Below are 18,894 nucleotides of genomic sequence, written 5' to 3'. Positions count from 1 at the left end.
ACACCCCGGCGCCGACCCGGCCGGATGTTAGCGTCGGGCTCGTGCTCTCCGGCATGCTCCGCGTGATCCGCACCGCCCCCCTGCTGCCGACCGCCGCCGGCCTGGCGGCCGTGGTGGTGGCGGCGTGCAGCGCCTGCGGTTCCGCGGGTCCGGGCACCAGGGCCGCCTCCCCGACCCGGACGCTGGTCACCCCGACCACCCAGATCGCCGGCGCCGGCGTGCTGGGCAACGACCGCCGGCCCGACCAGTCGTGCGCGGGCGAGCCCGCCGCGGCGGATCCCGGGCCGGCGACCCGGGAGGCCCACAACGCGGCGGGGGTCACCCCCGATGTCGTTGGGGTGCCGGCCGAGGCGCAACGCATCGTGGTGCTCGCCGGTGACGCGCTCGACGCGCTGTGCGCCCTGGGGCTGCAATCGCGGGTCGTCGCCGCCGCCCTGCCCGACGGCGCGTCGAGCCAGCCCTCCTACCTGGGCAACGCGGTGCACGACCTGCCCGGGGTCGGTACCCGCGCCAAGCCCGACCTGGGCGGCATCGCGGCGGCGCACCCCGATCTCATCCTGGGTTCGCAGGGGCTGACGCCCACCCTGTACCCGCAGCTGGCGGCGATCGCCCCGACCGTGTTCACGGGGGCGGCCGGGGCGGCGTGGGAGGACAACCTGCGCGGTTTCGGCGCCGCCACCGCCCGCGGTGGTGCCGTCGACGGGCTCATCGACGGGTTCGCCGCACGGGCCGCCCGCGTCGGGGCCAAGCACGACGCAACTCACTATCAGGCCTCGATTGTGCAGTTGACCACGGACACCATGCGCGTCTACGGCGCCAGGAACTTCCCGGCCAGCGTGCTCGACGCGGTGGGCGTGGACCGGCCGGCGGCGCAGCGGTTCACCGACAAGGCCTATGTCGAGATGGGCACCACCGACGCCGACCTGGCCAGGTCGCCCGACTTCTCCGTCGCCGACGCCGACATCATCTACGTGTCGTGCGCCTCTCCGGCCGCCGCGCAGCGGGCCGCCACCCTGTTCGACAGCGCGCCCTGGCGCAGGCTCTCGGCGACTCAGGACAACCGTGTCTTCGTCGTCAACGACCAGATCTGGCAGACCGGGCAGGGACTGGTCGCGGCCCGCGGCATCGTCGACGACCTGCGCTGGGTGAACGCCCCGATCAACTAGACGTAGCGAGCGTCCTCATACGGAAACGGATGCTGGTTGGGTTGATCTCGGCCGTTAGGTCGAGATGTGAATAAGGCGAGGGATCTCCGCGGTGGGAGATCCCTCGTGTCGGTCCTCGTGTCGGTCCTCGTGTCGGTCGTAGCCTCGGGTTGTTGAGACCAAGGAGGCGATCGCGGCCGACTGTGCAACCTTACTGCGGGATCATGTGACGGTCACGTGTCGATCGGTGGACCGGATCTTTCTGCAGGCCTATGTGCCGAAACTGCAGTGCGTGGGCGGGGTATGCCAGTTCCTGTATTGGCAGAAAGGGTTCGGGATTCCTCATCGGCGGCGTTCGGCAAGATCGGCGATGCGTACGTCGCCGAGGTGTATCGGTGGGCCAAGGCGAACGCGATTCCGGTGCGGCGCTTTGTTAAGAGGGAGAACAAGGAGGCGATTGCCCGTCCGTTGATCGAGGCCGCCGAGCACGAGGGCGGGGACGGCAAGGTGGTGCTGATCGGAATCGCCCAAGAAAAGACCCCGGTGTGGCGCTCGTGGAAGGCCAAGAGCCAAGAACACGTGGCGCATCCGCACATGGAGTGGGGCCGGCAGATGGGTTCCGTCAACCACTTTTATTTCTATCTGTGGGATCCCGAGTGGGGTGGGGCGTTTTGGAAGACCAACCTCAATGGGCACACCTGGGCACCGCCGAGAACTAAAAAGCCCTACGGGCGCTTGGCGACAACGCCAACCAGCGTCTGTGTGACGCGCAAGCCGCCGATGCCCGACCCGCTCCGGATGTGGCCACCTTCACGCAGGTGACCCGACCATCGCAGATCGACGGTCAACACGCCCCCGGACTACCGTTCGGGGACCCACGGGTGATGGCGGTCATGGCCGCCGTCGTCGGATTTACCCACCTACGCGCAGGGTTCGATAACCCTGCCCCGGTCCGCGCCGTCACCGCCCTGCTGGGCGGCCCCTACACCAGCCGGCAGGCCACCTACGACCTGCGCCGCCTCAAACGCAAGGGCCTCACCGTCAGACTGTCCGGACATCACCGCTACCAACTCACACCGCGGGGCCGGCGCGTCGCGGTGCTATTCACCAAGGTCTACGGACTTATCCCGGCACCCGACTTGGCCGAGCTAAATCCAAGGCTCCCAACCGATCTCGCTCGCCACAGCGATCTGTCGAGCGCATGGCGCACCCTTGACCGCAGCCTCAATCAATTCACCACCGCAGCCTGAACACCAACTTGGTCTGATCGTAAACTTCGCCCTCAGCAAGCGAGGCTAGGGTGGTGACCGAACCGTCACATGGCCGGAGGACTTTACCCTGGCTAAACTTCTTCGAGACGCGCTATCACCGAAAAGGACTGTTGATGAGCACTGTTTCCGCTTATGCCGCCACGTCGCCGACCGCACCGCTGACCAAGACCACCATCACCCGTCGCGACCCGGGTCCGCACGACGTCGCGATCGAGATCAAGTTCGCCGGGATCTGCCACTCCGACATCCACACCGTCAAAGCCGAGTGGGGCCAGCCCGACTACCCGGTGGTCCCCGGGCACGAGATCGCCGGCGTGGTGACCGCGGTGGGCTCCGAGGTGACCAAGCACAAGGTCGGCGACCACGTCGGCGTGGGCTGTTTCGTGGACTCCTGCCGGGAATGCAGCAGCTGCCTGGCCGGCAACGAGCAGTACTGCAAGCGCGGCATGACGACCACCTACAACGCGATCGGCCGCGACGGCCAGCGCACCTACGGCGGCTACAGCCAGGCGATCGTCGTCGACGAGAACTACGTCCTGCGGATCCCCGCCTCGCTGCCGCTGGACAAGGCCGCGCCGCTGCTGTGCGCGGGCATCACGCTGTATTCGCCGCTGCGGCACTGGAACGCCGGTCCCGGCACCCGGCTCGCCGTGATCGGCCTGGGCGGGCTCGGGCACATGGGCGTCAAGCTGGGGGCGGCGATGGGCGCCGAGGTGACGGTGCTGTCGCAGTCGCTGAAGAAGATGGAGGACGGGCTTCGGCTGGGGGCCAGCCACTACTACGCGACCTCCGACCGCGACACGTTCCGCAACCTGCGCGGCAGCTTCGACCTCATCCTGAACACCGTCTCGGCCAACCTGAAGCTCGGCGACTACCTCAACCTGCTGGAAGTCGACGGGACGCTCGTCGAACTCGGCATCCCCGAGCACCCGATGGAGGTGCCGGCGTTCGCGCTGGCACTGATGCGGCGCAGCCTGTCGGGGTCGAACATCGGCGGGATCGCCGAAACCCAGGAGATGCTCGACTTCTGCGCCGAGCACGACGTGACGCCCGAGATCGAGGTCATCGAGCCGGACTACGTCAACGAAGCCTACGAGCGCGTGCTGGCCAGCGACGTGCGCTACCGCTTCGTCATCGACACCTCACGCCTCTGAGGCAACCGCCGGCCGCGCCGCCATCCGCTCGGCCGCCTCGCCGTCCTCGTCGCCGGGGATGACCTCGCTGACGTCGATGCCGGCCAGCGGCCACCCGGCCGCGGCCAGCGTGGCGGCCACCCGGATGACGTTCTCCTTGCCGGCGTCGTAGTGGGTCATGTCGGAGATGAATTCGGCGATCTCGTCGCGATCGATGGGATGGTCGATCGTCTCCGGGGATCCTTCCTCCGCGGTGATGTTGCGCACCACCTCACGGATCTGGTCCTCGGTCAGGGGTGTGCTGCGCAGCAGTGCCATCAGCGGCACCCGGTCGGGGCCGGGCACGCCGTTCGGGTAGCCGACCTGCAGCCAGCGGATCACTGAACGGCAGAAATGGTGGTGGTGATCGTTGTGCGAGGAGGGGGTTTTCGTCACCCACACAGTGTCACGGCAGCGGTGTCGCCGGCGCCACCGCGGCGTCTCGCCATCCCCACAATTCATATGCCGTTCACGGCACGACCATGTCCGGGTTGTGAAGTGGCCGGTGTGCGAAGCTGAGCGGGAACCGGCGCCGTTAGGGGACGACCACCGTGATCACGCGAACCATGCGATCGGCGGCAGTAGTGCTGGCGGGCGCCGGAATCCTTGCGGCAACGTGGGGCCCGGGGCTGCCGCGGGCCTCGGCCGACCCGCCCGAGGAAGAGCTGGAGCGGCTGTCGAGCCGGTACGCGCAGACGACATGCGCACAGTTGGGCCAGTACCCGGACGTGCAGGGCTTCAACGCAGCCGTCGCCGACACGATGGACCGCAGCGCGATCTCCAGGACGGCGGCCCAGCGGGTGGTGGGGCTCTCCGTGAAAAACTACTGCCCGCAATACCTGCCGGTGGTCCGCGAGGTCGTGCCCGACTTCTCCTAGCGGCGGCCGTGTCAGCGCCCGTCCCTACCATCGAGTCGTGCACAGGGACCCGGCCCGCGAATGAGCAAGGCACTCTTTGTCGTTCCGCTCGCCTGCGGGCTGCTGGTCGGCGTCGTCCAGCGCAGCCCGGGGGCGGGTGTCGTGGGCTTCTACGTGGCGGTGTTGCTCGAGGCGCTCCTGGCGTGGGCAACCAACCGGCGCTGGCCGCGCGGACACCGGGGCCGCGCGACGATGCACGCGGTCGACGCCATGGACGGCGTCGAGTTCGAGGGTTATGTCGCCGCACGCCTGGGCCGGGCGGGCTGGCGGGTGGGACTCACCCCGGCGGTCGGGGACTACGGCGTCGACCTGATCGCCGAGAAGGACGGCCAGCGGGTGGCGGTTCAGTGCAAGCGCTACGGCAAACCGGTCGGCGTCGCGGCCGTCCAGCAGGTGGTCTCCGGGGCACGCCACCACGGATGCACGCGCAGCATCGTGGTCAGCAACCAGGAGTTCACAGCCGCCGCAAAGCAATTGGCACACACGCACGGCTGTCAGCTGATCGGACGCAAAGCGCTGCAGGCCTGGGTGCCGCCCGCAAGTATGGGCCGACGGCGGGCCTTAAGGCCCTATCGCCCACTTAGCGGAGCTTAACAATTAACAATGTGAATCAACACGGGTACGACGGCGGCCTTGGCTTGGCGCAGCTGCCGGACGGCGCCGAGCGATTGGACAAGGCCGAGGCGATGCGGTTGCTGGCCGGCATCGACGTCGGGCGGGTCGTCTTCGACCTGCAGGCGCTGCCGGCGATCCGCCCGGTCAACCACCTGGTGGATGACGGCGTCATCATCATCCGCTGCCGGCTGACCTCGGCGATCTCCGCCGCCGTGCGCAACTCCGATCACGTCGTCGTGGCCTACGAGGCCGACGACCTCGACCGCCGCACCCGGACCGGCTGGAGCGTCGTCGTGACCGGCCACGCGCGAACCGTGACCGATCCCGACCTCGTCGCCCGCTACGAGCAACTGCTGCACCCGTGGGTGAATCACGCCGACACCGTCGTGGCGATCGAGCCGGAGATCGTCACCGGCCTGCGCCTGACGGGCCCGTAGGCCCGTCCCGCACTTCCTAGAAGTCCCAGTCCTCGTCTTCGGTGTTGACGGCCTTGCCGATCACGTAGCTCGATCCCGAGCCGGAGAAGAAGTCGTGGTTCTCGTCGGCGTTGGGCGACAACGCCGACAGGATGGCGGGGTTCACGTCGGTCTCGTCACGCGGGAACAACGCCTCGTATCCGAGGTTCATCAGCGCCTTGTTGGCGTTGTAGCGCAGGAACTTCTTGACGTCCTCCGTCAGCCCGACCTGGTCGTAGAGGTCTTGGGTGTACTCCACCTCGTTGTCGTAGAGCTCGAAGAGCAGCTCGTAGGTGTAGTCCTTGAGCTCGGCCCGCTTGGCGTCGTCGACCAGCGCCAGGCCGCGCTGGAACTTGTAGCCGATGTAGTAGCCGTGGACGGCCTCGTCGCGGATGATCAGCCGGATCATGTCGGCGGTGTTGGTCAGCTTGGCCCGGCTCGACCAGTACATCGGCAGGTAGAACCCGGAGTAGAACAGGAAGCTTTCCAGCAGCGTGGAGGCGACCTTGCGCTTCAGCGGCTCGTCGCCGCGGTAGTACTGCATGACGATCTCGGCCTTGCGCTGCAGGTTGGGGTTCTCCTCCGACCAGCGGAACGCGTCGTCGATCTCGGCGGTCGAGCACAGCGTGGAGAAGATCGAGCTGTAGCTCTTGGCGTGCACCGACTCCATGAACGCGATGTTGGTCAGCACCGCCTCCTCGTGCGGGGTCAGCGCATCGGGGATCAGACTGACCGCCCCGACCGTGCCCTGGATGGTGTCCAGCAACGTCAGCCCCGTGAAGACCCGCATCGTCAGCTGCTTCTCGCCGGCGGTCAGCGTGCCCCAGGACGGGAGGTCGTTGGACACCGGCACCTTCTCGGGCAGCCAGAAGTTGCCGGTCAGCCGGTCCCAGACCTCGGCGTCCTTGTCGTCGTGCAGCCGGTTCCAGTTGATCGCCGAGACGCGGTCAATCAGCTTTATGTTGTCGGTCACCAGAACCCCACTTCACCAGACGGTTTGCCTGCCGTTACCTAGAGCCCAAACACTACCCCTGGGGTACGACAAGCCGGGGTAACACAACACGTTGTGTTCGCGTGTCGCCGCGTCGGGGCGCATCGGCGGCGGGCCCACGCATCGCAGGCCCGCGTGTGCAATCCCGCCCGATTAATGTACCATTTGGTACATGTTTACCGGCGATAGCATCGAGATAGACGCCGCACCGCAGCGCGTCTGGGACGTCTTCAGCGACGTCGAGCGCTGGCCCGAATGGACCGCCTCGGTGACGTCGCTGTCCGGGCTCGACGGAGCCGGCCTCGCCGTCGGCAAACGGTTCGCGATCAAACAGCCCGGCCTGCAGAAACTCATCTGGCGGGTCACCGAGCTCCAGCCCGGTGCAGCGTGGACGTGGGTGCACCGCTCCCCCGGCGTGCGAGTGACCGCCCGTCACCACGTCGGCGCGCTGCCCGGCGGCCGCACCCTGGTACGCCAGGAACTCGACCAGGGCGGCGTGCTCGGCACGCTGGTCGGGCGGCTGACGGTCAGGCGGACCAGGCGCTTCCTCGAACTCGAGGCCCGCGGCCTCAAGGCCCGCGCCGAGCGGCTGAGCGGGGCCGATGGTCCGCACTCCTGACCTGCAGCGGCGGCGGGACCTGCTCCAGGCCGTCTTCGACGAGTTCGCCGCGGGCGGCATCGGCGACCGTTCGCTGCGCGACGTGGCCGCGGCAGTCGGAACCAGCCACCGAATGCTGTTGCACCACTTCGGGTCACGCGAAGATCTGTTGGTCGCGATCGTCGAGGAGGCCGAACGCCGCCAGATGGCCCTCGTCCCCGAGCTGCCGATGCACCCGGCCGAGAGCTTCGCCGCCATGTGGGCCGACCTGCGCCGCCCGGAACTCCGGCAGCTGGAACGCCTCTTCTTCGAGTGCTATTCGCGCGCGGCCCAGGGCGAAAAGCCGTTCACCCGCATGGTCCCCGGCGCCGTCGAGGACTGGCTGCGCGACGTCGAGGCCAACGCCGGCGCGCCCTACGACCGCGCGATGGCAAGGCTGGGGCTGGCCGTGACCCGCGGGCTGTTGCTGGATCTGGTGGCCACCGACGACGACGCCGGTGTGGACGCCGCCGCGCGGGCCTTCATCGAGTTGCTCAGCCGTTGACCGCAGCCCCCAGCGGAGCTGCCGACGGCCGGCCCGGCGCGCCCTCCCCGAACCCGAAGAACTGATATTCCCCGGGCCTGACCGAACGGGTCTGGCGCCAGTACTGCCAGGTGTATCCGCCCCACAGCACCGTGTTCTTGCCGTGCTCGTCCAGATACCAGCTGCTGCAGCCGCCGCTGTTCCACACCGACGGCCCCAGCCTGCGCTGCAGCTCGTCGTTGAACGCGGCCTGGGCGGCGCGCGTCGGCGCCAGCGCCTGCGCGCCGCGCTTGTCGCAGGCCGCGATCGCGTCGGCGACGTAGTGGATCTGGGATTCGATCATGAACACCACCGAGTTGTGCCCCAGCCCGGTGTTCGGCCCCAACAGGAAGAACAGGTTGGGCATGCCGGCGACGGTGATGCCGCGGTGCGCGGCGATCCCCTCCCGGTTCCAGCGGTCCACCAGGTCCTCACCGTCGCGCCCCTTGATCTGGACGTAGGTATAGGAGTCGGTGACGTGGAAGCCGGTGGCGAACACGATCACGTCGGCCTTGTGCTCGACGCCGTCGGCCGTGACGATCCCGTCGGGCGTGATCCGCGCGATGTGCTCGGTGATCAGTTGGGTCTTGGGGTCGGCGACCGCGCGGTAATAGGTGGAGGAGTTCAGGATTCGCTTGCACCCGATGCGGTAGTGCGGGAGCAGCTTGCGGCGCAGCTCGCGGTCCTTGACCGAGCGGCGAATGTTGTATTTGACGTAGGCCTCGATGAACTTCAGCAGGTCCGGGCGCTTGGTCATGCCGATGGCCAGCGCCTCCTGCGCCCAGTAGATCCCGGCGCGCACCAGGGCCCGCAGCCCGGGAACGTTCGCCATCGCCCGGCGCAGCGCCGGCGGGAACTCGGGGTTGGAGCGCGGCACCACCCACGGCGGCGTGCGCTGGTAGAGCTGCAGTTCGGCGACCTGCCCGACGATCTCCGGCACGATCTGGATGGCGCTCGCGCCGGTCCCGATGATCGCCACCCGCTTGCCGGTCAGGTCGACGCTGTGGTCCCACTGCGCGGAATGGAAAGCGGGGCCGCGAAATTCGGCGCGGCCCGCGAAGTCGGGGATGGACGGGATGTGCAGCGCACCCGCACCCGAGATCAGGAACTGCGCGACGTATTCGCGGCCGTCGGAGGTGAACACGTGCCAGCGGTCCTCGACGTCGTCCCAGTGGGCGCGGTCGACCAGCGAATCGAACACGATGTGGCGGCGCAGCCCGTATTTGTCGGTGACTCCCCTGAGGTAGTCCCAGATCTCGGGCTGATAGGAGAACGGGTTGCGCCAGTCCGGCTTGGGCTCGAAGGAGAACGAGTACAGGTGCGACGGGATGTCGCAGGCGCACCCTGGGTAGCTGTTGTCCCGCCAGGTGCCGCCGACGTCGTCGGCCTTTTCCAGGATGACGAAGTCCACGCCCCGCTGCTGCAGCTTGATGGCCATTCCCAGACCGGAGAAACCCGTCCCGATGATCAGGGCGCGGGTGTGCACCGGCTCCTGCGCCTGCGTCGCCGGAGTGGGCTCGGCAATGGTCATGCTGCGGTCCTTCCTGGGAACGCCGGTACCGGGTACTTGTCGAACCCAGTCTGTCGGGCCGGCGGAAGGCTGTCAACGCAGGTTCGGGTAACCTCCGGCGTTCAGCGCCCCTCGGTGAGCAGCGCGATGGAGCGGCGCAGTTGGTGCTCCGGCGGAGTCGGCGGCAGCGGTGTGGCCGGGCGCGCCCGGAAGGCGTCGAGCATCAGTGCCGCCAGCCGGCGCCACGCGTCCGGGGCCGACGTCCCGGTGGCGCGCAACACGCCCGCGTTGGCCAGCAACATCACGACGATGTCGGCGGCCACCACGTCCGGCCGCAGGGTGCCCTCGGCCTGCGCGCGCCCGATCAGGGCCCTGAGTTTCTCCACCGTCTCATTGGTGCGCTGCTCCACGGCGCTGCTGGCGGGGAACGCCGTCGTCAACAGGTCGCGCAGCCCGGCGTCGCCGGCCTGCATCTCGCACAACTCGAACACCAGCGCGGCGAATCCGTCCCAGGCATCCGGATTGTCCAGGGCGCGCTCCACGGCCCGGGTGTAGCGGGAGATGTTGCGCTCGAACGTCGCGGCCGCCAGGTCGGCGCGGGTCGGGAACCGCCGGTAGAGCGTGGCCACCCCCACCCCGGCGCGGGCGGCGATTTCCTCGAGCGGCACCGACAGCCCGCGCTCAGCGAACAGCTCGGCCGCGGCGACGACGATCCGGTCGCGGTTGAGTTTCGCGTCGGCCCGCAGTGGCCTGGCTCCCTCTGCGCGCGACGTTGCGCTGGAAATCACAGGTCGAGTATAGCGGCGTAACTGGAGACAAGCATCCACTTCTGCCTATCGCCGGAGGCGGATAAGTGCTAACTAACCCGGATTTTTCGCGGAATGCCGAAGTAGCTGGGTGTTGATGCGCGAAAGTGCCTGTCCTGCAACGCATAATGGGAATTCTCTAGGTTTCCATATGGCGAGCGGAAGGCACTTCGCAAGTGAAGAGTATCGCGGTGACGCGGCGGGTGAAAGTATCGGCGGACGGTCGCGGGGTGGTGTCGCACGCCGGGATGGGGCTGTTGCGGGAACTGGCCGATCTGACCGGGTTATCAGCGCAGGTCACGGCGGTGTTGGCCGATACTTACAAGGGGCCGTGGACTTATGCCCCGGGTGCGGTGTTCGCCGATCTTGCCGCGGCGGTGGCTGACGGGGCGGACTGCATCGACGGGGTCGGCCAGTTGTGTGGGGATCGCGAGCATGTGTTCGGGGCCAAGGCCTCGACAACGACGATGTGGCGGCTGATCGATTATCGCATCGATGCCGCGCACCTGCCGAAGGTTCGCACCGCGCGGGCATCGGCGCGGGCGGCGGCCTGGGCGGCCGGGGCCGCGCCCCCGGCGGGTGTGCCGCTGTACATCGACATCGACGCCACGCTGGTCATCGACCATTCCGACAACAAGGCGCAGGCGGCGCCGACGTGGAAGAAGTCGTTCGGCCATCACCCGCTGCTGGCGTTTCTGGACCGCCCGGAGATCGCCGGCGGTGAGGCCCTGGCCGGGCTGCTGCGCAAAGGCAACGCCGGATCCAATACCGCCGCCGATCACGTCACGGTCCTTCAGCAGGCTTTGGATTCGCTGCCGGCAGATTGGCGTCCCGGCCCGCAGAACCCGGCTGCGCCGGCGGTGGTGGTGCGCTCAGATTCCGCCGGAGCCACCCACAAGTTTGCCCAGGCCTGCCGCGATCACGGGGTCGGGTTCTCCTTCGGGTTTCCCGTCGATGCCCGGGTCCAGGACGCCGTGGACACCCTCAACCTCGGCGATGGCTGGTATCCGGGGATCGACTCCGATGGGCAGATCCGGGACGGGGCGTGGGTGGCCGAGGCCACCGGCCTGGTCAACCTGTCGGCCTGGCCTGCCGGGACCCGGCTGGTGCTGCGCAAAGAACGCCCACACCCCGGGGCGCAGCTGCGCTTCACCGACATCGACGGCATGCGGGTGACCGCCTTCATCACCGACACCCCACCGGGGATGGTTCCCGGGCAGCTGGCCGGTCTGGAACTGCGCCACCGCCAGCACGCCCGCGTCGAGGACCGCATCCGCGAAGCCAAAGCCGCCGGCCTGGCCAACCTGCCCTGTCATGATTTCCAGTCCAACGCCGCCTGGCTCGAAATCGTCCTGGCCGCCGCCGATCTGGTCGCCTGGGCCCAACTGATCGGATTCACCGACGCCCCGCAGCTGGCCCGCTGCGAGATCACCGCCTTCCGCTACCGGGTCCTGCACGTCGCGGCCCGCATCACCCGCGGCGCCCGCCAACTACGGCTGCGCATCGACGCCACCTGGCGCTGGGCCGGTGCCATCGCAACCGCCTGGCAGCGCATCCGCGCCGCCTTCCCCTGACCACCGCAAACCCGCCCCGACGACCCGAAAGACCCACCGGCCATAGGAAAGCCCGCCCACCCCGGCGACACGGGACGGCCAAACACACCCCAAGCCCAAAATCGCTATCGCTCAGCGATCTTCATGGCTCAGCACCCCCGAACCCCACCCGCACGAAAAATCGAGGCTAACCTCCACATATGAATGGAGCAAACATGTCGCTCGCACTGACTGCCCCGGAGCTGGCCGGCCAAGGCCGGCACGCGGCGCCGAGTCGCCGGGGCTTGCGGGGCAATCCGTGGTGGACCCTGCTGGCCGTCTCCATGGGCGTGATCATGGTCGGCCTCGACGCGTCCGTCGTGGCCATCGCCAACCCGCGGATCGCCGATGACCTGCACGCCTCCCTGTCGGACCTGCAGTGGATCACCGACGCCTACATGCTGGCGCTGGCCTCGCTGCTGATCTTCGGCGGCAAGCTCGGCGATCGCTTCGGCAGGCGCCGGGCGTTCTTCGTCGGCGTGATCGGCTTCGCCGCCACGTCGGTGGGCATCGGCCTGATCGGCACCGTCGGCGGCGCGGTGCTGGCCGTCTTCGTGGGCCGAGGCGGGAATTCCGCGACGGGATAGCGGCGCTCAGCCGGCGGCGGGTTTGGCAGGCACCACGTCGTGGATCGGCCGGTCGGGATCCATCGAGATGCCGAGCGCCTCGGCGGTGCCGACGATGACCCCCACCATGATCGTCGTCAGGTGGGCGACGAACTGGTCGCGCGGCATGCGTCGCGGGCTGTCCGCCTCGGGGCCCAGCCACCACTCGGTGGCCGAGGCGGCCGACCCGAAGGCAGCGTTCCCGGCCAGTTCCACCGCCGCGTGGTCCAGTTCCATCTCGCGCAGCTCGTTGTCGAACATGTCGGCCACGGCCAGCGTGATGCCGCGACCCTCGTCGAGGATCTGGGGACTGGCCGCCGAGCGGCCCTGGATGAAGACCCGCAACACGTTGGGGTGCTGGTCGACGAGGTTGACGTACTCCTCGACGGCGCGCCGGATCACCTCGCGAGCCGAGTCGGTCTTCAGATCGATCGAGGTGAAGATCCCCGCCCAGAGCATGTCGCGCAGGCGTTCCCCGATCGCCTGGAACAGGTCGGACTTGTCGTGAAAATGGCGGTAGATCTTCGGTTTCGCGGTGCCGGCCTCCTCGGCGATCTCCCGCACGCTCAGCTCCGGCCCGAGCCGGTCGATGGCCCGGAACGCCGCGTCGACGATCTCGCCGCGCACCTTCTTGCGGTGTTCGCGCCAGCGTTCGCTGCGCGCGTCGACCTTGGCCCCGGGTTGGACGCTGGGGTGGGGCCGAGAAGGTCGAGGCATTCTCACCACGTCAAGCACCATACCGCGTTGCCGTGGCTGACCTGGGCAGACTGGCTGTCTGCCGCCCTGCGAGTGTGCCCTACAGCATGCAGGACACGCAGCCCTCGACCTCGGTGCCCTCCAACGCCATCTGGCGCAGCCGGATGTAGTAGAGCGTCTTGATTCCCTTGCGCCAGGCGTAGATCTGAGCCTTGTTCACGTCGCGGGTGGTGGCGGTGTCCTTGAAGAACAGCGTGAGCGAGAGCCCCTGGTCCACGTGCTGGGTGGCCGCGGCGTAGGTGTCGATGATCTTCTCGTAGCCGATCTCGTAGGCGTCCTGGTAGTACTCCAGGTTGTCGTTGGTCATGTACGGCGCCGGGTAGTAGACCCGCCCGATCTTGCCTTCCTTGCGGATCTCGACCTTGGACACGATCGGGTGGATCGAGCTCGTCGAGTGGTTGATGTAGGAGATCGACCCGGTCGGCGGCACCGCCTGCAGGTTCTGGTTGTAGATGCCGTTGGCCTGCACCGACTCCTTGAGCCGCCGCCAGTCGTCCTGGTCGGGGATGCGGATGCCCGCGTCGGCGAACAGCTGGCGCACCTTGTCCGTCTTGGGCTCCCAGGCCTGCTCGGTGTATTTGTCGAAGAACTCCCCCGACGCGTACTTGGATTTCTCGAAACCCTTGAAGTGCGTGCCACGTTCGATGGCGATGCGGTTGGAGGCCCGCAGGGCGTGGTAGAGCACCGTGTAGAAGTAAATGTTGGTGAAGTCGACGCCTTCCTCGGAGCCGTAGAAGACGTGCTCGCGGGCCAGGTAGCCGTGCAGGTTCATCTGCCCCAGCCCGATCGCGTGAGAGTCGTTGTTGCCCTGCTCGATCGAGGGCACCGAGGTGATGTGGGTCTGGTCGCTGACCGCGGTCAGCGCGCGGATCGCCACCTCGATGGTCTGGGCGAAGTCCGGCGAGTCCATCGTCTTGGCGATGTTCAGCGAGCCCAGGTTGCACGAAATGTCCTTGCCCACTTTGGCGTACGACAAATCCTCGTTGAACAGCGACGGCGTGGAGACCTGCAGGATCTCCGAGCAGAGGTTGGAGTGGGTGATCTTGCCCTCGATGGGGTTGGCCCGGTTCACCGTGTCCTCGTACATGATGTAGGGGTAACCGGACTCGAACTGCAGCTCGGCCAGCGTCTGGAAGAACTCCCGCGCCTTGATCTTGGTCTTGCGGATGCGCGCGTCGTCGACCATCTCGTAGTACTTCTCGGTCACCGAGACGTCGGCGAAGGGAACCCCGTAGACGCGTTCGACGTCGTAGGGCGAGAACAGGTACATGTCCTCGTTGCGCTTGGCCAGCTCGAAGGTGATGTCGGGGATCACCACGCCCAGGCTCAGCGTCTTGATCCGGATCTTCTCGTCGGCGTTCTCCCGCTTCGTGTCCAGGAAGCGGTAAATGTCGGGGTGATGGGCGTGCAGATACACCGCACCCGCACCCTGCCGGGCGCCCAGCTGGTTGGCGTAGGAGAAGGAGTCCTCGAGCAGCTTCATGATCGGGATGACGCCCGACGACTGGTTCTCGATGTTCTTGATCGGCGCGCCGTGCTCACGAATGTTGCTCAGCAGCAACGCCACTCCCCCGCCGCGCTTGGACAGCTGCAGCGCGGAGTTGATCGAGCGGCCGATCGATTCCATGTTGTCCTCGATGCGCAGCAAAAAGCACGAGACCGGCTCGCCGCGCTGCTTCTTGCCCGAGTTCAGGAACGTCGGGGTGGCCGGCTGGAACCGGCCGTCGATGATCTCGTCGACCAGCTTCTCGGCCAGGCCGGTGTCACCGGCGGCCAACGTCAGCGCCACCATGACGACCCGGTCCTCGAAGCGCTCGAGGTAGCGCTTGCCGTCGAAGGTTTTCAGCGTGTAGGAGGTGTAGTACTTGAACGCACCGAGAAACGTCGGGAACCGGAACTTCTTGGCGTAGGCGCGGTCCAGCAGCTCCTTGACGAAGTTGCGCGAGTACTGGTCGAGAACCTCACGCTCGTAATAGTTCTCGCGGATCAGGTAGTCGAGCTTCTCGTCCTGGTTGTGGAAGAAGACGGTGTTCTGGTTGACGTGCTGCAGGAAGTACTGCCGCGCCGCCAGCACGTCCTTGTCGAACTGGATCCTGCCGTCGGCGTCGTAGAGGTTCAGCATCGCGTTCAGCGCGTGGTAGTCCGTCTCCCCCGGCAGGGTGTGCGTGCCGGACGTTACAGGCTCTGCAGTGACGGTTGGTGGCACGTCTGTTCCTTCCAGAAGTCGGCGAGCCCGGCGCGCACGGCATCCACGTCGTCCGGGGTTCCCATCAGTTCGAAGCGGTAAAGATACGGAACGCCGCACTTGCGGGAGACCACGTTGCCCGCATAGGCGAATTCCGCACCGAAGTTGTTGTTGCCCGCGGCGATGACCCCGCGGATCAGGGATCGGTTGTGTTCGTTGTTCAAGAAGGCGATGACCTGTTTGGGGACATAGCCCCCGGCATCGAGGTCGGGGGTGGCCCGGCCGCCGCCGTACGTGGGCAGTATCAGCACGTACGGGTCATGCACCTCGATGTGGCCGTGCAACGGTATCCGCGTGGCGGGAACACCCAGCTTCTGCACGAAACGGTGGGTGTTCTCCGACACGCTGGAGAAATAGACCAGTGGAGAGCGCAAGCGCGGCGTAGCCGGGCGCAGCGGATCGCCACTCATCCAGTCCAGGTTGCGCCCCGCGCTGCCCATGGGCACCGCAACCTCCTTCTCAGCTGTCCGTCGACTGCGCTAGGCGCTGAGCACCGCGCCCGCGAGCGCCTTGATGCGGTCCGGCCGGAATCCCGACCAGTGGTCGTTTCCCGCCACGACCACCGGGGCCTGCAGGTACCCCAGGGCCATCACGTAGTCCCGCGCTTCGGAGTCCAGCGTGATGTCGACCTTGTCGTAGGCCAGACCCTGCTTGTCCAGAGCCTTCTGGGTGGCGGTGCACTGCACGCAGGCCGGCTTGCTGTACACGGTGATGCTCATGGAATGCCGCTCCTTCGCGGAAGATGGGGACTCGAAAACGGTCTGGGAAAACGATCCGGGACACGATCTGGCAACTGCTCGGGTACTACATCGGTGCTGTGTTCAGCGATCCGACAAGCCCCTGAATTCCCGTTGAGCGGCCGCCGCGCCGGGCGGGCCGGTGCTGCCGGTTCCGGGAACCTCGCCAGCCCGGCTGGCGTGGTGAATCGGGGATCTGCCGGTGCTCGAAACACTACACCTAGTGGGTCATGAGAAGAAGAGATACAAGATGTTCTGAACAACATTTATGAAATTCCCTGGTCGTAAGCACTGCGACGGACGCCCGCCCGGCGTGTCGCGCGTCACAATGCCCGCTGAAGCAATCCATGCGTGCCGGTATATCACCGGCCACCGACAAACCGGCCGGGCCATCCCGCATCCGGCCGGCAGCAAAGCCGCCGGCCCCTGGGTCGACGGCTTCGGCTGTCCGTTCCCGACGAGGCGGCCGCTCGCCGGCCTGCGGTTTGTCCGTCCTCGACGCGCTCAGCCGACCTCGGCGACGAGTTTGCCGACGGCCTCCCGCACATTGGCCGCCAACTCGGCATGGTCCGCCGGGGCCGTGCCCTCCAACGTGGCGAACGGCACCGACAGCTTGATCGACTCGACCACGCGGGCGCCGGCGATGCCGAAGGACTTGCGGGTTTCGTCGTGTGCCCACACCCCGCCGTAGCGGCCCATGGACCCGCCGATGACGGCCAGCGGCTTGCCCTTGAGCGCGCCGTCGCCGAACGGGCGCGACAACCAGTCGATGGCGTTCTTGACCACGGCCGGGAGGCTGCCGTTGTACTCGGGGGTGACCACCAGCGCGGCGTCGGCCGCGGCGGCCGCGGCCCGCAGCGCCGCCACCGCGGCGGGCGCCTGCGCGATCCCATCGGAGACGGCGGGGTCGATCTCCTCGTTGTAGAAGGGCAGCTCCCCCAGCCCCTCGAACACCGTGACACTCACGCCGTCGGGAGCGAGGGCCGCGGCCAGTTCGGCGATCCGGCGATTGATCGAGGCGGCCCGCAGGCTTCCCACCAAGGCCAAGACTGTGATGTTGGAGTTCTCTGACACCGTTGCGTCCCCTTTTGCTCGTTGGTCTCCATCCTTCCAGGAGCAAAGCGGACCGTAGTCCGATTTATTCCCGGGGCGTTACAGTGCAGGGGTGAGCGAGGTCCTGCGGCCGGGCGAGCTGCCCGTGTCCGCCCCGCAGGAGCGGGGCGACGCGGCCCGCAACCGCGCGCTCTTGCTGGACGCGGCGCGGCGCCTGGTGGCCGCGCGCGGCGCGGACGCCGTCACGATGGACGACGTCGCGGCGGCGGCCGGCGTGGGCAAGGGCACGCTGTTTCGCCGGTTCGGCAGCCGCGCCGGCCTGATGATGGTGCTGCTCGACGAGGACGAACGGGCCACCCAGCAGGCATTTCTGTTCGGCCCGCCGCCACTGGGGCCCGGCGCGCCCCCGCCGGACCGGCTGGTGGCCTTCGGCCGGCAGCGGATCGGCTTCGCCCACGCCCACCACACGCTGCTGTCGGCCGCCAACCGCGACCCGCACAGCCGGTTCAACGCGCCGTCGATGGTGCAGCGCACGCACGTACGGATGCTGCTGCGGGCCGCCGGGACCACCGGCGACCTCGAGGTTCAGACCGACGCGCTGCTCTGCTTGCTCGACGCCGATTACGTCGAGCATCAACTCCACGACGGCGGGTACACGCTCGCCACGCTCGGCGACGCATGGGAGAGCTTGGCCCGCAAACTGTGCGGGGAGTGATGGCCGGCTGGATCCTGCACGTCGACTCGACTGGTTTTTGAGACCAGTTCCTTGCCTCGGTCGAACTGCGCCGCCGTCCCGAACTGGCCGGGGTGCCGGTCATCGTCGGCGGCAGCGGCGACCCGGCCGAACCGCGCAAGGTCGTGACCTGCGCCTCCTATGAGGCCCGCGCATTCGGTGTGCGCGCGGGGATGCCGCTGCGGGCCGCCGCGCGGCGCTGCCCCGCCGCGACCTTTCTGCCGGCCGACCCCGTGGCGTACGAGGCGGCGTCCGCTCAGGTCATGGGCGCGCTGCGCGACCTCGGGCACCCGGTCGAAGTGTGGGGTTGGGACGAGGCCTACGTCGCTGTGGGCGACGGCGACGCCGTCGAGGCCGCCGAGCGGATCCGCGAAGTCGTGTCGGCCGAGACCGGGCTGTCCTGCTCGGTCGGCATCAGCGACAACAAGCAGCGCGCCAAGGTGGCCACCGGCTTCGCCAAGCCGGCCGGCGTCTTTGCGCTCACCGACGCCAACTGGATGAGCGTGATGGCCGACCGCCCCGTCGACGCGCCGTGGAGCGTGGGCACCAAGACCGCGAAACGGCTTGCGGCGCTCGGGATCACCACGGTGGGAGAGCTCGCCGGCACCGATGCCGAGCTGCTGACCGCGGCCTTCGGCGCGCGCAGCCGACTGTGGCTGCTGCTGTTGGCCAAGGGCGGCGGTGACACCCACGTCAGCACCGAGCCGTGGGTGCCACGTTCGCGCAGCCGCGTCGTCACCTTCCCCCGCGACCTGACCGACCGCGCGCAAATGGCCGAGGCGGTAACGGAATTGGCCCGCAAAGCGCTCGACGACGGGGTGACGTCGGGACGGGCCGTCGCCCGGGTGGCGGTGACCGTGCGAACCGCGACCTTCTACACCCGCACCAAAATCCGCAAGCTGGACGGTCCCACCACCGAGCCCGACGTCGTGGTGGCCGCGGCGCTGCGGGTCTGCGACCTCTTCGAGCTCGACCGGCTGGACCGGTTGCTCGGGGTGCGACTCGAACTGGCCATGCCGCGGTAGCTCGCCCGGGTCACGGGGTGGTGCCCGCGTAGTACAGGCCGGCGAGCTCGTACCCGGCGTTCTGGAAGCCGCAGGCCAGGGCCGGCCGCCTCGGGCGGCCCGTTCA

At 68.0% G+C, this 18,894-nt stretch carries 21 protein-coding genes and 1 pseudogene; 13 read left to right on the top strand and 9 right to left on the bottom strand.

Going from position 1 to position 18,894, the window contains the following annotated elements:
* Positions 1–53 precede the first annotated feature (53 nt).
* The 4 genes from ACJ512_RS08420 (at position 54) to ACJ512_RS08405 (ending at position 3,570) form a co-directional block, all read left to right on the top strand.
* Positions 54–1,166 carry an iron-siderophore ABC transporter substrate-binding protein gene (locus ACJ512_RS08420; protein WP_407688233.1) on the top strand — a complete coding sequence of 371 codons (1,113 nt, stop codon included), beginning with the start codon at positions 54–56 and terminating at the stop codon, positions 1,164–1,166.
* Positions 1,167–1,448: 282 nt separating this feature from the next.
* Positions 1,449–1,967 carry a hypothetical protein gene (locus ACJ512_RS08415; protein ID WP_461480027.1) on the top strand — a complete coding sequence of 173 codons (519 nt, stop codon included), beginning with the start codon at positions 1,449–1,451 and terminating at the stop codon, positions 1,965–1,967.
* Between the two features lie 62 nt (positions 1,968–2,029).
* Positions 2,030–2,395 (top strand): hypothetical protein, encoded by a 366-nt coding sequence (locus ACJ512_RS08410; protein WP_461480026.1) that lies wholly within the window; start codon positions 2,030–2,032, stop codon positions 2,393–2,395.
* A 134-nt stretch (positions 2,396–2,529) separates the two neighbouring features.
* Positions 2,530–3,570 carry an NAD(P)-dependent alcohol dehydrogenase gene (locus ACJ512_RS08405; protein WP_407688217.1) on the top strand — a complete coding sequence of 347 codons (1,041 nt, stop codon included), beginning with the start codon at positions 2,530–2,532 and terminating at the stop codon, positions 3,568–3,570.
* On the opposite strand, the gene ACJ512_RS08400 is transcribed toward ACJ512_RS08405, so the two are convergent.
* Positions 3,559–3,984, bottom strand: coding sequence for a DUF3349 domain-containing protein (locus ACJ512_RS08400; RefSeq protein WP_407688216.1), 426 nt, complete (start codon positions 3,982–3,984; stop codon positions 3,559–3,561). The two genes, ACJ512_RS08405 and ACJ512_RS08400, sit on opposite strands and share 12 nt — an antisense overlap.
* 155 nt (positions 3,985–4,139) lie before the next feature.
* Between ACJ512_RS08400 and ACJ512_RS08395 the strand changes: the two genes are divergently transcribed.
* Genes ACJ512_RS08395 through ACJ512_RS08385 form a run of 3 tightly spaced genes read left to right on the top strand, consistent with a single transcriptional unit; the run spans position 4,140 to position 5,557 of the window.
* Positions 4,140–4,466: a hypothetical protein gene (locus tag ACJ512_RS08395; RefSeq protein ID WP_407688215.1), complete on the top strand. Its 327-nt coding sequence runs from the start codon at positions 4,140–4,142 to the stop codon at positions 4,464–4,466.
* A 60-nt stretch (positions 4,467–4,526) separates the two neighbouring features.
* The gene (locus ACJ512_RS08390; protein ID WP_407688214.1) at positions 4,527–5,099 is read left to right on the top strand and encodes a restriction endonuclease; all 573 of its coding nucleotides are present in this window, start codon (positions 4,527–4,529) and stop codon (positions 5,097–5,099) included.
* Positions 5,100–5,143: 44 nt separating this feature from the next.
* On the top strand, positions 5,144–5,557 hold the full coding sequence (locus ACJ512_RS08385; RefSeq protein WP_407688232.1) for a pyridoxamine 5'-phosphate oxidase family protein: 414 nt from the start codon (positions 5,144–5,146) through the stop codon (positions 5,555–5,557).
* Between the two features lie 16 nt (positions 5,558–5,573).
* On the opposite strand, the gene nrdF is transcribed toward ACJ512_RS08385, so the two are convergent.
* A complete protein-coding gene (gene nrdF / locus ACJ512_RS08380; RefSeq protein ID WP_407688213.1) occupies positions 5,574–6,548 on the bottom strand; it encodes a class 1b ribonucleoside-diphosphate reductase subunit beta in 975 nt (324 codons plus the stop codon).
* A gap of 190 nt (positions 6,549–6,738) precedes the next feature.
* Here nrdF and ACJ512_RS08375 point away from each other — a divergent pair, with 190 nt between their 5' ends.
* Both ACJ512_RS08375 and ACJ512_RS08370 read left to right on the top strand, forming a co-directional pair.
* Positions 6,739–7,185, top strand: a complete 447-nt coding sequence (locus ACJ512_RS08375; protein WP_407688212.1) for an SRPBCC family protein — start codon at positions 6,739–6,741, stop codon at positions 7,183–7,185.
* The gene (locus ACJ512_RS08370; RefSeq protein ID WP_407688211.1) at positions 7,169–7,708 is read left to right on the top strand and encodes a TetR family transcriptional regulator; all 540 of its coding nucleotides are present in this window, start codon (positions 7,169–7,171) and stop codon (positions 7,706–7,708) included. Before ACJ512_RS08375 ends, ACJ512_RS08370 begins: the two co-directional genes overlap by 17 nt.
* On the opposite strand, the gene ACJ512_RS08365 is transcribed toward ACJ512_RS08370, so the two are convergent.
* Together ACJ512_RS08365 and ACJ512_RS08360 are read right to left on the bottom strand one after the other, a co-directional pair.
* Positions 7,698–9,257, bottom strand: coding sequence for a flavin-containing monooxygenase (locus ACJ512_RS08365; protein ID WP_407688210.1), 1,560 nt, complete (start codon positions 9,255–9,257; stop codon positions 7,698–7,700). The genes ACJ512_RS08370 and ACJ512_RS08365 overlap by 11 nt on opposite strands.
* A 101-nt stretch (positions 9,258–9,358) precedes the next feature.
* The gene (locus ACJ512_RS08360) at positions 9,359–10,024 is read right to left on the bottom strand and encodes a TetR/AcrR family transcriptional regulator (RefSeq protein WP_407688209.1); all 666 of its coding nucleotides are present in this window, start codon (positions 10,022–10,024) and stop codon (positions 9,359–9,361) included.
* A gap of 194 nt (positions 10,025–10,218) precedes the next feature.
* On the opposite strand from ACJ512_RS08360, the gene ACJ512_RS08355 reads away from it, so the two are divergent.
* Both ACJ512_RS08355 and ACJ512_RS08350 read left to right on the top strand, forming a co-directional pair.
* A complete protein-coding gene (locus ACJ512_RS08355; protein ID WP_461479895.1) occupies positions 10,219–11,616 on the top strand; it encodes an IS1380 family transposase in 1,398 nt (465 codons plus the stop codon).
* A gap of 194 nt (positions 11,617–11,810) precedes the next feature.
* Positions 11,811–12,179 (top strand): annotated as a pseudogene (locus ACJ512_RS08350) (MFS transporter); the annotation flags it as partial.
* A 48-nt stretch (positions 12,180–12,227) separates the two neighbouring features.
* Here ACJ512_RS08350 and ACJ512_RS08345 read toward each other — a convergent pair.
* From ACJ512_RS08345 to ACJ512_RS08325, 5 genes are all read right to left on the bottom strand, one after another.
* Positions 12,228–12,956 (bottom strand): TetR/AcrR family transcriptional regulator, encoded by a 729-nt coding sequence (locus tag ACJ512_RS08345; protein WP_407688108.1) that lies wholly within the window; start codon positions 12,954–12,956, stop codon positions 12,228–12,230.
* A gap of 79 nt (positions 12,957–13,035) precedes the next feature.
* Positions 13,036–15,201: a class 1b ribonucleoside-diphosphate reductase subunit alpha gene (gene nrdE / locus ACJ512_RS08340; protein ID WP_407688109.1), complete on the bottom strand. Its 2,166-nt coding sequence runs from the start codon at positions 15,199–15,201 to the stop codon at positions 13,036–13,038.
* Positions 15,171–15,650 (bottom strand): class Ib ribonucleoside-diphosphate reductase assembly flavoprotein NrdI, encoded by a 480-nt coding sequence (gene nrdI, locus ACJ512_RS08335; protein ID WP_407688130.1) that lies wholly within the window; start codon positions 15,648–15,650, stop codon positions 15,171–15,173. Before nrdI ends, nrdE begins: the two co-directional genes overlap by 31 nt.
* Before the next feature lie 69 nt (positions 15,651–15,719).
* Entirely contained in the window at positions 15,720–15,959 is a 240-nt protein-coding gene (locus tag ACJ512_RS08330) for a redoxin NrdH (protein ID WP_407688110.1), read from the bottom strand.
* A 522-nt stretch (positions 15,960–16,481) separates the two neighbouring features.
* On the bottom strand, positions 16,482–17,051 hold the full coding sequence (locus tag ACJ512_RS08325; RefSeq protein WP_407688111.1) for an NAD(P)H-dependent oxidoreductase: 570 nt from the start codon (positions 17,049–17,051) through the stop codon (positions 16,482–16,484).
* Between the two features lie 91 nt (positions 17,052–17,142).
* On the opposite strand from ACJ512_RS08325, the gene ACJ512_RS08320 reads away from it, so the two are divergent.
* Together ACJ512_RS08320 and ACJ512_RS08315 are read left to right on the top strand one after the other, a co-directional pair.
* Positions 17,143–17,745 (top strand): TetR/AcrR family transcriptional regulator, encoded by a 603-nt coding sequence (locus ACJ512_RS08320; protein WP_407688112.1) that lies wholly within the window; start codon positions 17,143–17,145, stop codon positions 17,743–17,745.
* A 65-nt stretch (positions 17,746–17,810) separates the two neighbouring features.
* A complete protein-coding gene (locus ACJ512_RS08315; RefSeq protein WP_461480105.1) occupies positions 17,811–18,788 on the top strand; it encodes a DNA polymerase IV in 978 nt (325 codons plus the stop codon).
* The last annotated feature ends 106 nt before the right edge of the window (positions 18,789–18,894 follow it).

Source organism: Mycobacterium cajalii (assembly GCF_045809005.2).
GTDB lineage: Bacteria > Actinomycetota > Actinomycetes > Mycobacteriales > Mycobacteriaceae > Mycobacterium.
Note: the sequence above shows the minus strand (reverse complement) of the source record. Positions and strands in the feature narration are given on the sequence as shown.

What these genes read in the sequence shown, in the direction of transcription:
- ACJ512_RS08420 (WP_407688233.1), top strand. Translation starts at nt 54, where the DNA reads ATGCTCCGCGTGATCCGCACCGCCCCCCTGCTGCCGACCGCCGCCGGC.
- ACJ512_RS08415 (WP_461480027.1), top strand. Translation starts at nt 1,449, where the DNA reads ATGCCAGTTCCTGTATTGGCAGAAAGGGTTCGGGATTCCTCATCGGCG.
- ACJ512_RS08410 (WP_461480026.1), top strand. Translation starts at nt 2,030, where the DNA reads ATGGCGGTCATGGCCGCCGTCGTCGGATTTACCCACCTACGCGCAGGG.
- ACJ512_RS08405 (WP_407688217.1), top strand. Translation starts at nt 2,530, where the DNA reads ATGAGCACTGTTTCCGCTTATGCCGCCACGTCGCCGACCGCACCGCTG.
- ACJ512_RS08390 (WP_407688214.1), top strand. Translation starts at nt 4,527, where the DNA reads ATGAGCAAGGCACTCTTTGTCGTTCCGCTCGCCTGCGGGCTGCTGGTC.
- ACJ512_RS08375 (WP_407688212.1), top strand. Translation starts at nt 6,739, where the DNA reads ATGTTTACCGGCGATAGCATCGAGATAGACGCCGCACCGCAGCGCGTC.
- ACJ512_RS08370 (WP_407688211.1), top strand. Translation starts at nt 7,169, where the DNA reads ATGGTCCGCACTCCTGACCTGCAGCGGCGGCGGGACCTGCTCCAGGCC.
- ACJ512_RS08365 (WP_407688210.1), bottom strand. Translation starts at nt 9,257, where the DNA reads ATGACCATTGCCGAGCCCACTCCGGCGACGCAGGCGCAGGAGCCGGTG.
- ACJ512_RS08345 (WP_407688108.1), bottom strand. Translation starts at nt 12,956, where the DNA reads ATGCCTCGACCTTCTCGGCCCCACCCCAGCGTCCAACCCGGGGCCAAG.
- nrdI (WP_407688130.1), bottom strand. Translation starts at nt 15,650, where the DNA reads ATGAGTGGCGATCCGCTGCGCCCGGCTACGCCGCGCTTGCGCTCTCCA.
- ACJ512_RS08330 (WP_407688110.1), bottom strand. Translation starts at nt 15,959, where the DNA reads ATGAGCATCACCGTGTACAGCAAGCCGGCCTGCGTGCAGTGCACCGCC.